Raw genomic sequence first — 12241 nt, forward strand, 5'->3', positions numbered from 1 at the left:
AACAACAACGCCCTTTTTTTTTCCGGCACCTTGCAGGGCTTCGGCGTTTCTTCCCTTCTCTCTCTTCCCCCCCTTCCGCCCCCCCCCCCCCCCTCTCCCCTCCGGCTCCTCCTCCCCCCCCCACCCCACCAATGGAAGGACACCCGACGTTGTCTGAGTTCACCGTGCTCGCCAAGAACCTGGCCACCCGTCAGAAGATCACGCTCACCGGCAGCGGAGACGACACCGCCGATCGCGTCATGGAACGCGCCGCTCGGGCGGGAGAGCTGCCCGGCGTCGACGGCGGACTGCCGACCCGCCTCATGTGGACGGAAGTCGTCGACGGATACGAGTGGTCCGTGCACTGCCCCGGCGAGGACCCGCTGCCCGACGACCGGCTGGCGGAGATCCGCGCCGCCGCGGACACGCCGGAGGTGCGCGACCTGCTCGGGGAGCTGGACCGCGTCCGCGCGCTGCTGAGCACCACCCTGGAGGCGAACGGCACGCTCCTCGACAACTGGGCCCGGCTGGAGGGCGTAGCCCCGCACCCGTTCCTCGGCGTGTTCTGCCGGACGTGCCGCTCCGAGGTGCAGGTGGGCACGGAGGGGTGCCCGCGGCACTCGCCCACCGTGATCGGTCGCGCCCTGTACGCGATGCACGCGGAGAACCGGTCGCTCCTCGACGCGGTGGAGGCGGGCAACCGCGCGGTCGCGATGCTGGACGCTGCGCTGCCGCTACTCGCCGCGGTGCTGAACCCGGTGGACCACAAGGAGGGGTGCCGCCCGCGTGACTGCCGGTGCGCGTGCGACCGGCGGCAGAACTGCCAGGACTGCCACCGGTGCGTGTGCTGGCGGTCGGAGTGCTGCGCGGAGAAGGCGATTCGGTGGCATGCCGAGGACCGGTGGGCGCGGCTGGTCGCCGAGGCCGGCCTCGAGCCCAAGGGGTCCGGCGCCGACGCGGACGGCCCGAAGTGCGCGGTGTGCCTGACCCCGATTGCCGAGCACGAGGGGCGGCACTGCGAGCGCCCGGCCACCCGGTACTGCTGAGCGCTGCGCCCGGTTCCCTTCGGCCACGGGGGACCGGGCGCACCCGGCCGTGATAGTGCAGCCGCGAGACTCACGCGGGTATTTTCCCTGCCCACCTGTTGCGTGAGTCTCATTGCTGTACTATCAGGCGTGTTGGTGGAGAGCAGCCGCCGACAGTCCCGAACGAAGGAACGCCGCAATGAGGACCCTCCCGGCCAAGGTTCAGACCGCCGTCCACGTCGCCACGCTCGCCCGCAAGGCCGGTCTACCCATCCCCGCCAAGGTGCTCCCGATCCTCGAAGAGGCCGCCGCCCCCTGGCCCGCCGAGTGGCTCCTCGCCCCGCTCCCCGGCGACCCGATCCGCGTCGTCGAGCTGTTCGCGGGCCCCGGCGGCTGGTCCGAAGGCATCGCCGCCGTCCTCGGCGTGGCCGTCGACTCATGCGGCGTCGACATCTCCCCGGACGCCTGCGCCACCGCCCGCGCCGCCGGTCACCGCCGGATCTGCGCCGACATCACCACCCTCGACCCCGAGCACATCGCGCTGCGCCACACCGTCGCCGTCATCATCAGCCCGCCGTGCCCCACCTTCTCCCCGGGCGGCAAGCTCTCCGGCCTGGAGCTGGGCAACATCCAGATCCTCGGCGACGCCATCGCCTACGTCGGCGAGACCGCCGGGTTCATCCCCATGGACTGGCACCACAGCGACTACGACGACGGCGAGTGCGAGTGCGACCCGGACGCCCCCGACGGCAAGGGATGCCACGGCGACGGCTTCGCCCCCCGCTCCGGCGCCACCTGGGACGAGGTCCGCGAGATGGCCGCGGGCGTCAGTGACCCGCGCATCGCGCTCATGCTCGAGGTCGCCATCTGGCCGATCGCCCTACAGGCCGCCGGTGCGCCGATCCGCTGGATGGCCATGGAGCAGTCCAGCAACCTGCCCGAGGAGATCATCAGCGACCTGACCATCGAGTTCCAGTGCGCCGAGTGGTTCTACACCAGCCACGAGATCAAGGAGGCCGCCGACTACGGCCTGCCCTCCCGCCGCAAGCGCGTCTACATGATCGCCTCCCGCACCTACTCCCCCACCGTCACCCGCCGCATCCGCCCGCTGCCCACCACCACCATGGCGCAGGCCCTCGGCTGGCAGCCGGGAGAGCGCATCAACACCCGCGGCAACCGCCCCGTCGACCCGAAGACCGGCCGCGCCAAGGGCGGCAACACCTTCTCCGCCGACGGCCCGTCCTGGTGCCTTACCGGCAAGTCCCGCACCTGGAAGCGCGAGAGCGACGGATACCGCCTCACGGAGTCCGAGGCCGGGCTGCTCGTCGGGTTCCGCCGCTCCTATCCGTGGCAGGGAAGCCGCTCCAGCGCCTTCCAGCAGGCCGCCGACGTCGTCTCCCCGGTCATGGCCGCCATCGTCCTCAGCGGCGTCCTCGGCGGCCTCGGCGAGACCCTGGTGCGCGACTACCTCGCCCAGCTCTACGAGATGGACGACATGCTCAGCCCCAACGACTACGACCTAGTCAGCTAGCCCCGGAGCGCCCGGTCCCGCACCCCGCGGAGGCCGGGCGCTCCGGCGTTCCCGGGACGGCCGTAACAGCCCTCGGCGGCCCGGCGTTCCCCCGGGCATGAGCAACCCCGATCCGTCCGGCCCCGTGCACGGCGCGACCTTCAACCCGTTCGGACCGTTCGTCATCCTGGCCGCGACGGTCGCTGTGGAGGGCGAGGAGATCACGGTCCAGCAGCAGATAGACCGCGCCGCCTGGCGGATCATCGACGGCGACCCGCAGCTCCGCGCCGACCACGAGCGAGGCCTCCGCCACGGGCTCGCCGGGGCCCTCGTCGACCGCCTTGCCCCGGCCATCACCGTGCACGCACCGGCCCCGCCGGGCAAAGCGGTGTCCGACACCCCAGCGCACACCGACGCCACGATGCGCGACGAGCCGGAGCTCTGTCAGTCGCTCGAATTAGGCTCCGAGGCATGAGCACAGCCGCCCCCGCCTCACCGCCGGCCACGAGCGAACCGGCGCAGTTCGACCCGATGACCTTCCCTTCTGACCTGCTCGACCACCAGCGCCAGGCCGCCGAGCTGTACGCCGAGCTGCATGCCTTCCAAAAAACCCTCCCCTGGTCCCGAGTACGGCACGAGGGTTGGCCGGAGGAGACGGAGCGGGGCCGGGGAACCTCCGGATGGGACGCCACGGACGGCTGGGAGCCGTGGCAGGCCGCCGAGTACGACCGGCTGTTCGAGGCACTACGAAGTGCCGCGGCAGCCGTACAGACGCACGACTGGTGGGATCGCTGCAAGCGGGAGGGTGCCGACCTGGTCAAGATCCGGCAGGCCCTCAGGCGCGCCCCCGGCGCCGCCGCTCACGGGCAGGCGGACGCGGAATAACGGGATCGGCCGCGACTGCTCGACGGCGGCGCGGGAGCCGCGGCTCCTCCTCCGGCGGCCCGGTCTCGGGGGTCGGCATCGCGCACGTCCACGCCCCCAGCTCCTTGACCATCTTCAGCACCATCTCCTGACGGGCAGTCGGGAGGAACACCCAGAGCAGCCACGCCGGGGCCGACAGGACGACGATGACGAGTACGGGAAGTACGCGAGCAGGAACCAGAAACCACTTCGCCACGGCCAGCGACGGCATCAGGAATCGCCTTCGGATCGAGAGCGGGCGCGTTGCTGCTTGAGGTCGTGGCGGTGCGTACGGTGGAACATGACGGTCTCCGTTCAGGGGATGAGTCGGCTGCGCCCCGTACCGCTTGTTCCTTGCCGGGATACGGTGCGGGGCGCAGTTTCTGCTGCCCCAAGCCTTATGGGTGACGTCCGCTGAATGCAGCTCCCGACCCTCGAATCTCGATGTAAGTTCGGCGCCATGAACGGAAATCGGCTCACCCCATGGGTCGAGGGAACGGCGGAGGATCTGGTCGCCGACGCTCTCGCTCTGGAGGTGAAAGCCAGCCCCAGGATGGTGACCTCCTGGATCGAGGACGGGCTGCTCGCCAACCCTGAGCCGCGCAAGACGAGTGCGCACGGCAGCGATCCGCGGGTCTTCCCCCGGGAGCAACGCGAGTTGTTCGCCAGACTCCTGGAAGCCCGAAAGCGCTCCCCGCTGGGGCGCATTCCGCAGCGCTCGCTGGTCCGGGTCGTGCTGTACCTGTGGCTGATCGACGACACCGTGGTGCTCACCCCGCAGGCACGCCGGGCTTTGCGCACCCATGCGCGCGCCACCGGCCAGACAACGGCCGTCAGGCGACGCGAGAACATCCGGGCAATCGTCGAGCAACTCGCCCACCCGTCGGCCAGCCTCAAGCAACGCCGCGCCGCCCAGCTCGTCCTCGAAGAAGGCGAGCGAACCGGGCGGATCGACATGGACAGACTGACGGCGGTCCTCACGGAGCTGTACTCGCCCTGGCCAGTCCAGCCTGGCATGCCGAGGATCGAACGAGCGGTGACCGGCCCGTTCGGGCCCGTCACCGTCCAGCATCACATCGCGATGTGGAAGGCCCGACAGCAGACAATCCGCCGCCTTCGACACGAGGAGATCGACGAGCTAGAGCTCGACCGGGTGCGCGCCGTCTTTCGGTCGGACTGGGCCGATTACCAGGCTCGTCGGCCAGCCCTGGCGACCATCGGCGCCGGAGAGTTCGCAGCGTACTTCGCTGAGCCCGACACCATGGAAGGCCGCGCCATCGAGGCGGTCGATGCGTTCGTGTCGACGCTCGCCGGCGAACTCGGGCTGATCGAAGCCGCGTCCCATGCCGCAGAGACGGCACGCCTCAGACTGGCGCGCTGACGCTGCCTAGGCTCGCCGTGTCTCTCCGTGACGCCGATTGTCCACCGTCCTGGATGGCTCCGAGCCACTCGCGTGCCCCTTCCTCAACCCGGGCTGGGGCCACTTGTACGTGTGGATCGTGACCGCCGTGTCGCCGCGTAGGTCCACCTCGACCTGGTAGCGCACGCTGCCGTCCACCCAGTTCTGCCGGGCCATGACCGGCGCGGACCGCCAGGCCCCGGCCGACCACACCTCCAGCGATGGGCGATCGACGTTCGGCCACGTCCAGACCTCGGGTCTCGGTCCGTCCTCCGGACGCCACGGGCGGGCCTGCTCCGGCTCCGGAATCGTGCTCATGCCTCGACTGTAGGCGCAGCACCCTCGAGCGCCCGGGGTCGGGCAGGCAAGCGAAACGCACGACTCTCGCAGGGGGACGCGGACGGCCTCGGTGGCACCGGAGAGCGTGATCATGGGCGTCCCGTGGGCCCGCCCCGCCTTCCGTCCATGGCGCGCAGCGCCGTGCGTGATCACAGCGTGGCCGGCCGAGAAACGTGCGAGCGCCCCGATTCGGCACCGCGCGACGCAAGACCGTCGCGGCCGCCACGATCCCCTGCCGAACGACCGCACATCCCGCCTGATCGTGGAGCACCCGCCGGTGGCGCGTCAGACGGTGCTGCGCCGAGTACGGCTGCGAAGCTTGTCCCCATCGGGCTCGTCCTCGTTCACGTACTCGCTCAGCCCCCACGCAGGGTCGTAGTCGGAGTGGCTGGCGTATGCCCAAACGAGTCTCTCGATCACCGGACTACGGAGAAGCTCAGGGACAGCGGCGATCAAGTGCACGGCCCCCTTCTTCAAGGTGGGTAGGCCCCTGGCATCCGCGTCCGCCTTCAGTGCCGTCCCGAAGTTGTCCTCCACCCACGCCACGAGCTGGCGCTTCGCCTCGACGTCGGCCAGGACTCGGGCCTTCAACCTTTCCAGGTCCTGGCTCTTGCCGGGCTTCACTGTGCGTGCAGCGGCTTCGTCCTCGCGAAGACGGGCCTTGAGGAACTGCATCGCGCCCTCGAAATTTCTCAGAGGGCGGTTCGTGAGCTGATATCCGGTTCTGGGTGAGACTGGGAGTGAGGCTGCTGGTTGCGTTGCTCGGTCGGCTACTGCTTCCTGGTGAAGCTGCCGGTGTCGATCTCGGCGAGGGTGTCGAGGTGGCTGGGCCTGTCAGTTTGGGGTGGGTGCCTTCGATGTTCTTCCGCAGACCCGGGCTTTGCGTCGTCGGGATGGTCTGCGGGGGTCTCATCGAGGAGCTGGGCGCCCACCACGGAGTTCTGCACGGTCACCGCAGGCGTCTCGCGCGCCCACGTCGAACACGTCGTCCACGACGGCCAGGACCACGCGGTCAAACTCGGCGGTGGGCCACGCGACGTGGGGCCAGCCCCCCTTCTCCTCCCTGCGGCAGGGAGGGGAAGGGCCGTTCGCCCGCTGACGTTGCCGACTTCGCGTTGCACGACCGGCCGGCAGGCTGGGAAACTGGTCACAGTAGTGCAGCGGCCACGGACTGGAAGCCCGGGAAGGCTACCCGCAGGTCGAAAAGGAAGTGATGGAGCGATCCATCGAATTCGTCTAGCGATTCAGCTATGAGTCCCGATTTTTCCTTCAGCTGCCTCTTGCGAGCCTCCCTCTGTTGGAATTTCTGCTTGCCCGTAAGTTTCGTGGCGATCAACCCACGCCAACCCAAAGCATCGAAACAATTCTCCCCGACTTCCCGAATCGGGCACAGGTTAGTCGGGCAAGCGGCGAGAAATGGACAAGAGTCAGAGGAGAAGTGCCATGAGTCTGCCCGGCAAGTCTCTGAGTATCGGCGGCTACAGCTATCACGTCAGCGATCAGGGGGCAGGTGACAAGGTCGCCATGCTGGTGCACGGAATGCCGGACGACGGCAGCTGCTGGAAGTATCAGGTGCCGGCACTGCTTAAGGCCGGCTACCGCGTGATCGTCCCAGATACTCTTGGCTACGGCAGGACGGATCGACCGGCCGAGGTTACTCACTACCAGATCGAGAAGATCATCGGTCACATGTTTGAGATCGCCGAAACCCTCAAGCTTCAAAATGTCAATCTGGTGGGCCATGACTGGGGGGCGGCCATTACCTGGTCCATGGCCCTGATGCGGCCGGAGCTGTTCCGCAAGCATATCGCCATCTCGGTTGGCCACGTACGATGTTTCTACGGGCAGGCCTTTGAAACCCCGGAGCGAATGCGCGAGGCCCTGAAAGAGAACTGGTACATGTACATGCACTGTCTGGAAGGGACAGAAGAGCTCTACATGGCGAACGACTTCGCACTCTTGCGTAAGTTCCTGATCCAGCATCCGGAGAGGGACTCGGTCATCGAGGCGATCAAGCAGACCGGTCGCATCCAGTGGCTCAACTACGACAGGGCCAACCCTGTGCCTTTGGGTTATCTTGCTTACGCCAGAGATCGAGAAGTTTACCCAAACTGTGCAGTGCCGACCATGGTGATCTTTCCGGAGGATGACGCGTTCCTCTGGAAGACCCAGGCCATCGACACGCCTCGATACATGGACGCCGAGTGTCGCGTGGAGACCGTCCAGGGCGGCCACTGGGTCATGCTCGACCATCCGGACGATGTCAACAAGCGGATGCTGGAGTGGTTCGAGTCGGAACCGAGCACCGCACGGGCGGAAGCCACGGCAGGCAGCGGTCCGTGAGGAGTGATGCCGTCGTCGCCTGATGGTGTGGGATGGGGGAGGAATCCGCGGCTCGCAGATGGTGGTCTGATTGGGTGGCGGGGTGAGTGAGCGCAAGCCGTACCCGAGTGACTTATCGGACGAGCAGTGGTTATTAATCGAACCGGTGATCACAGCGTGGAAGGACCGGCACCGTTCGGTCAGTGGCCACCAGGGCGCCTACGCCATGAAGGAGATCGTGAACGCGATCCTCTACCAGGGCCGGACCGGCTGCCAGTGGGCCTACCTCCCGCACGATCTGCCGCCGAAGAGCGCGACGTACTACTACTTCGCAGCCTGGCGGGACGACGGAACCGACCAGGTCATCCACGAACTCCTGCGCTGCCAGGTCCGTGAGAGGGCCCGCCGATTAGAGGACCCGACCCTGGTGGTCCTGGACACCCAGAGCGTCCACGCGGCCGCGGGGGTCCCCGCCTCCACAACCGGCCTGGACGCCGCGAAGAAGGTCCCGGGCCGCAAGCGGGGCCTGGCCGTGGACGTGCTCGGCCTGGTCATCGCCGTCACCGTGCTGGCCGCGAGCGCCCACGACAACGCCGCCGGCGTCGCCCTGCTCGACCAGGTCGCCGAACACACCGGCGGAACCGTCGAAAAGGCCCTGGTCGACCAGGGCTTCAAGAATCAGGTTGTCGCGCACGGCGACCATCTCGGCATCGACGTCGAGATCGTCCAACGCAACCCGCAGGAGGCGGGATTCGTCCCGCAGCCGAAGCGGTGGAGGGTCGAGCAAACCTACGGGATCCTGATACTGCACCGGCGCCTGGTCCGCGACTACGAACACCGCCCGGCCTCCTCCGCCTCCCGCGTCTACTGGGCCATGACCCACGTCATGGCCCGCCGCCTCACCAGCGTGAATACTCCTACCTGGCGCACTCCTCGGACGGCGGCCGCGTGAACATCCAGCCGCTCCTCGACGCACTCGGTATCCAGGAGAACGCCGCTCAGGCCCTGGCCGACGACCTCCGCACCCAGATCCACGAACTACAGGGCCGGCTGCGGGAGGCCGAGACCCACCTCGAAGACCTCGCGATCACCCGGAAGACCGTCACGGGCCTCGCCGACCGGCTCCCGGCCGTCCCGCCAGACCTGCCCGAGCACCCGGACTACCCCCGCATCCTCGCCGTCTTCAACCACACAACCGGACCACTGCGGGCCCGAGACGTCTGCGAAGCCCTCGACCACGAACTCTTGCCGAAGAACATCGAAGGCACCCGAGCCAAGCTGAAACGCCTGGTCAAGCTCGACGTCCTCACCGAGGCCGACACCGGAAGCTTCGCCAGAAAGCAGTAGCTGACGGAACCTGACCAGCATTCCTGCCCCAGCCTCACCGGCAAACGGACATCAACTCACAGACTGCCCTCTCATCGCTTTGCCCCCCCTGTTGGTGCGCTGAAGGTCATCATTCACCAGCCCGGTCAGTCCACACCGCGCCATGGCCCCTAACGCCGTCCGGAGCATCAGGCATAGGACCCCGCGACGCCCCCAGCCCCGCATCTCTCTGGGCAAGGGGTGACCGCCCCGAAGCGGGGCTCGGCCAGCGCGCGACGCAAGCCGTTCGAGTCGGACACGGTCCGCCTGCCCAGTACCCGAACCGAAGGACCCACCGTGTCAGAACCCTCCCCCAAGCCCGCCCGCAGCTCCCCGTGCCCGGCCGAGCTGGAGCCCGCCGAACTCATCTCGGACGGCAACTGCCGCACCTACATCCGGTACAGCCGCGCCATCCTGGTGCTGCTCGTGGTCAACCTGCTCGCCACGGTCGTCTTCGGCGTGCTCGGTGCCGTACGGGACGACTCGACGGAGCCGGGCCCGACCCCGACCGCGCCCATGCCGTCGGACCCGAGCGACGGCGGATGCAACATCTTCGACCCCGAGTGCTCCAGCACGGGCGGCACCGACGCGTAGCCCCTCGACTGCGCAACTGCGCCCCGGCCGCACCACCCGCGGCCGGGGCGCAGCCGTAACCCCGGCACGCCCAGGGCGTTGGTCCTGGTGACGTGCCCGCCTCCCCGTGGACACAGCGCGCGGGGCCCCTCGTCATGGCAGGTGTGGGGCCCCGTTTCGCCTCTACGCGCCGACCGTGCACATCAGGTACTCGGCAGTCGAACACGGCCACGGGTTCCCGCTTAAAACGCAGTACGGGTCCGCCTCGTTCTCCGGGCGGTGCTGCTTCAGCAGAGCAGCCGACTTGCGATGCGCTTCGCGCACCTCGTGATCCGTGGCGTGCCCCTTGGCCGCCTGGAGCTTCGCCTGCGCCCCGTCGTACCGCCGACGCTCGGGTGTGTCCAACACGCGCATACCGGCTTCCGCCCATATCAGGGCAATGCTCGGAAAGTAGAGCATGTAAGGAATATCGGGTGATGTCCCATCCAGGTAGCGCAAAGGTTCGGGACGATGTTCCGCAGGTGATCGACGTCTCACCGTCTGCCCTGGAGTTTTCCCGGACGTAAGCACGCCGACGTAGGCACGGTGCGCCGTCGCTCAGGGCGCGTCCCGCGGCCGCCACCCGGCAGCCCCGTGACCTGGGCAGACGGGAGAAGACGTGCAAACAAACGTCCAGAAGGCTCTCGAGAGCTGGTACGGGGCGTGGGAGCTACACCAGGAGACGGCTCAGGATGCCTTCACCGCGGCGTTCCCCGCCCTCACGCCCGCCACCCGGTGCCAGTGCTTCGGACCCGCCCTGCGGTGGACGACGCCCGGGGAAGGCGGGGGGAAGGTCTGCCTCGACGACCACGGCCGCGCGACGATCGAGTTCGAGAACGTCCCGAAGACCGCGGTCGGCACGGCCATGACGGAGTGCTGGGGCGCGGACTGGTTCGATGAGGGGCCGGGAGGGTTCGCCGAGGCGGAGCCCGGCCAGTACCACTACGAGGACGAGCAGACCTACGCGGAGTACGAGTTCGACGTGAACGCCGACGGCACCGTGACGTTCGGGGTCTCCTACGTGAAGGTCGACGACATCGTCACGATGCTCGACGCCCTCGAGCGAGCGCTCGCCGAACACCGCACCGCTCGACTCGGGTGATGTGAGGAGACCCGACCGCGTCCGCCCGCGATCGCCCCCAGAGTGCCGGGAACTGGCGGGGGCGTGGAGGGCAGCACCTCCACGCCCCCGGCCTTCAAGATCAGCGGAGGTTAACCTCGACCTTGATCTGCAGGCAGGTTCCGGCGGTGATGAGCGGGCCGCCGACGAAGGGGAAGCCGGTGAAGCACAGGGCGACTCCGGAACCGACGCAAAGTGCGGAGAATCCGAGCTGGCACCAGCCGAACGCCCCCTCGGAGCGCCTCCTGCTCACGGAGACGACAGGCTGGTGCTGTGCCGGATCTGCTGGGGTACCGTCGTTGGTAGTCAGGATGGACCACCTCTTTCCTGTAGGCGCAGGCCCAGGGCAGTTCTGCTTGCCGGCTCTCTGCCCGGGGCCTGCGGGACTTCTACGGCTGGAGGGTTCCAGCTCGTGAGATCCATGGTGCGTGGGCTTGACAGGCCCTCGGGGTACACTGGCCTACGGATTGATCCGCATGCGTCGAGTCTCACGTAAATGGAGCTGAAACCAGGAGATGGGTAACTGGACTAGCAACCCGGCATACGGATCAATCGGTAGCGGATAAACCGTAGCAGTTTTTTTTGAGGAGGCCGGGGCTGTGGCCCTTGAAAGGGACGGCAAGGTCGAGGTCCGCATGGAGCAACTGACGGCCTTGATGGGGAACGACCTCCCCGAGGCGGTCCGGAAGGCTCGGGAGATCTACGAGCGGGGCAGGAAGCCGAAGACCGTGCGCGTCCGGCGGTCCTTCGTGCGGCTGGAGAAGTTCGGCGGGACGGTCGAGAACGAGCGCAAGCCTCTGCCTAGGTCCGAGCGCCCCTTCTCCGCCCAGATGATCACGCCGAAGGGGCTCAGCCTGAAGCTCTACCTCGTGATGCTGTTCGCGGCGCAGTGCGAGGCAGCAATCGGGAAGGAGTGGCCCCAGCCGTACCCGATCGAGCCGAACGCCCAGACGACCGACTCGTGGGAGGGGTTGGTGGCGACCGTCGCCAAGTACGCCGGCCCCGGTGTTCAGGCCTCCTCGGTCCGCACGAACAAGCTGAGGCAGATCACCCAGGCGATGAAGACGCTGGAGGGGATGGAGCTGCTGAGATCGGCGACCGGGGTCAAGGGTCAGGTCAGCCGCGGCGTCCTGCTCCTGTGCGAGAACGGGAAGAGCAAGGACACCGGCGCAGCGAGCATCGCGTACACGGTGCCGACGGATGCCGAGCTCTTCCTGGAGATCCCCGTGGGGTTCTTCACCAACGGCTGGATCTACGCGCTCACCAACAGCGAGATCGCCGCCATGTTGATGTGGTTCGACGTCCTGAAGTTCGACGGCATGAAGGTGACGCCGGAGGGCGGGACACCGATAACCCTCGGCTTCGTGCTGAGTAACGTGCGCCACGGCTTCTACGGCCTCGGCCGGGACGCGTACGAGACGCACCGGCCGCTGGAGGCCTTCGGGGTCCTTGAGGTCCACCGCCACTGGAAGCGGTACGACAGCGGCAAGTGGATGGACTTCAAGGAAGAGAGCAGCGACATGGTGTGCCACCGAGTGACGCTCCAGGACGGCGCCTTCGACAGGGAGGCGGGGGCGGTCGTACACGAGGTGCTCCGACGGCGTGACGCCACCAACGAGTGGCGGCAGCCCATGAGCGGGTTCCTACAGCCCGGAAGGCTGTAGAAA

The 12241-nt window shown here is 67.9% G+C and carries 15 protein-coding genes; 11 read left to right on the forward strand and 4 right to left on the reverse strand.

The genetic code is table 11. The features are described from left to right. Positions 1 to 149: 149 nt before the first annotated feature. The 5 genes from ACFXOM_RS28155 to ACFXOM_RS28175 all read left to right on the forward strand — a co-directional run bounded on the left by ACFXOM_RS28155 (position 150) and on the right by ACFXOM_RS28175 (position 4798). Entirely contained in the window at positions 150 to 1025 is an 876-nt protein-coding gene (locus ACFXOM_RS28155; protein ID WP_385039868.1) for a hypothetical protein, read from the forward strand. Positions 1026 to 1203: 178 nt separating this feature from the next. Then, a complete protein-coding gene (locus ACFXOM_RS28160; RefSeq protein WP_385039871.1) occupies positions 1204 to 2535 on the forward strand; it encodes a DNA cytosine methyltransferase in 1332 nt (443 codons plus the stop codon). 97 nt (positions 2536 to 2632) lie between these two features. Beyond that, positions 2633 to 2989: a hypothetical protein gene (locus tag ACFXOM_RS28165; protein ID WP_385039874.1), complete on the forward strand. Its 357-nt coding sequence runs from the start codon at positions 2633 to 2635 to the stop codon at positions 2987 to 2989. Beyond that, complete coding sequence (locus ACFXOM_RS28170; protein WP_385039876.1) at positions 2986 to 3399, forward strand: hypothetical protein; 414 nt, start codon at positions 2986 to 2988, stop codon at positions 3397 to 3399. The genes ACFXOM_RS28165 and ACFXOM_RS28170 overlap by 4 nt, the downstream gene beginning before the upstream one ends. Before the next feature lie 436 nt (positions 3400 to 3835). After that, complete coding sequence (locus ACFXOM_RS28175) at positions 3836 to 4798, forward strand: hypothetical protein (RefSeq protein ID WP_385039879.1); 963 nt, start codon at positions 3836 to 3838, stop codon at positions 4796 to 4798. 6 nt (positions 4799 to 4804) lie between these two features. Here the strand turns inward: ACFXOM_RS28175 and ACFXOM_RS28180 are convergent, their stop codons facing one another. Both ACFXOM_RS28180 and ACFXOM_RS28185 read right to left on the reverse strand, forming a co-directional pair. Further along, positions 4805 to 5134: a hypothetical protein gene (locus ACFXOM_RS28180; protein WP_385039881.1), complete on the reverse strand. Its 330-nt coding sequence runs from the start codon at positions 5132 to 5134 to the stop codon at positions 4805 to 4807. 306 nt (positions 5135 to 5440) lie between these two features. Beyond that, positions 5441 to 5830: a DUF6221 family protein gene (locus ACFXOM_RS28185; protein WP_385039884.1), complete on the reverse strand. Its 390-nt coding sequence runs from the start codon at positions 5828 to 5830 to the stop codon at positions 5441 to 5443. A gap of 768 nt (positions 5831 to 6598) precedes the next feature. Here ACFXOM_RS28185 and ACFXOM_RS28190 point away from each other — a divergent pair. The 4 genes from ACFXOM_RS28190 (at position 6599) to ACFXOM_RS28205 (ending at position 9436) form a co-directional block, all read left to right on the forward strand. After that, positions 6599 to 7498, forward strand: a complete 900-nt coding sequence (locus ACFXOM_RS28190) for an alpha/beta fold hydrolase (protein WP_385039886.1) — start codon at positions 6599 to 6601, stop codon at positions 7496 to 7498. 82 nt (positions 7499 to 7580) lie between these two features. Next, positions 7581 to 8429 carry an IS5 family transposase gene (locus tag ACFXOM_RS28195; protein WP_385039889.1) on the forward strand — a complete coding sequence of 283 codons (849 nt, stop codon included), beginning with the start codon at positions 7581 to 7583 and terminating at the stop codon, positions 8427 to 8429. Continuing rightward, positions 8426 to 8824: a hypothetical protein gene (locus tag ACFXOM_RS28200; RefSeq protein ID WP_385039891.1), complete on the forward strand. Its 399-nt coding sequence runs from the start codon at positions 8426 to 8428 to the stop codon at positions 8822 to 8824. The genes ACFXOM_RS28195 and ACFXOM_RS28200 overlap by 4 nt, the downstream gene beginning before the upstream one ends. Positions 8825 to 9139: 315 nt before the next feature. Beyond that, positions 9140 to 9436 (forward strand): hypothetical protein, encoded by a 297-nt coding sequence (locus ACFXOM_RS28205; RefSeq protein ID WP_385039894.1) that lies wholly within the window; start codon positions 9140 to 9142, stop codon positions 9434 to 9436. Between the two features lie 162 nt (positions 9437 to 9598). Here ACFXOM_RS28205 and ACFXOM_RS28210 read toward each other — a convergent pair whose 3' ends face one another. Next, on the reverse strand, positions 9599 to 9874 hold the full coding sequence (locus ACFXOM_RS28210; RefSeq protein ID WP_385039897.1) for a hypothetical protein: 276 nt from the start codon (positions 9872 to 9874) through the stop codon (positions 9599 to 9601). A 199-nt stretch (positions 9875 to 10073) separates the two neighbouring features. Between ACFXOM_RS28210 and ACFXOM_RS28215 the strand changes: the two genes are divergently transcribed. After that, on the forward strand, positions 10074 to 10556 hold the full coding sequence (locus ACFXOM_RS28215; RefSeq protein WP_385039900.1) for a hypothetical protein: 483 nt from the start codon (positions 10074 to 10076) through the stop codon (positions 10554 to 10556). Positions 10557 to 10656: 100 nt separating this feature from the next. Here the strand turns inward: ACFXOM_RS28215 and ACFXOM_RS28220 are convergent, their stop codons facing one another. Then, positions 10657 to 10827: a hypothetical protein gene (locus tag ACFXOM_RS28220; protein WP_385039903.1), complete on the reverse strand. Its 171-nt coding sequence runs from the start codon at positions 10825 to 10827 to the stop codon at positions 10657 to 10659. 346 nt (positions 10828 to 11173) lie between these two features. Here ACFXOM_RS28220 and ACFXOM_RS28225 point away from each other — a divergent pair, with 346 nt between their 5' ends. Beyond that, positions 11174 to 12238 (forward strand): hypothetical protein, encoded by a 1065-nt coding sequence (locus ACFXOM_RS28225; protein ID WP_385039906.1) that lies wholly within the window; start codon positions 11174 to 11176, stop codon positions 12236 to 12238. The last annotated feature ends 3 nt before the right edge of the window (positions 12239 to 12241 follow it).

The sequence above is a fragment of the Streptomyces sp. NPDC059169 genome, assembly GCF_042755225.1.
GTDB lineage: Bacteria > Actinomycetota > Actinomycetes > Streptomycetales > Streptomycetaceae > Streptomyces.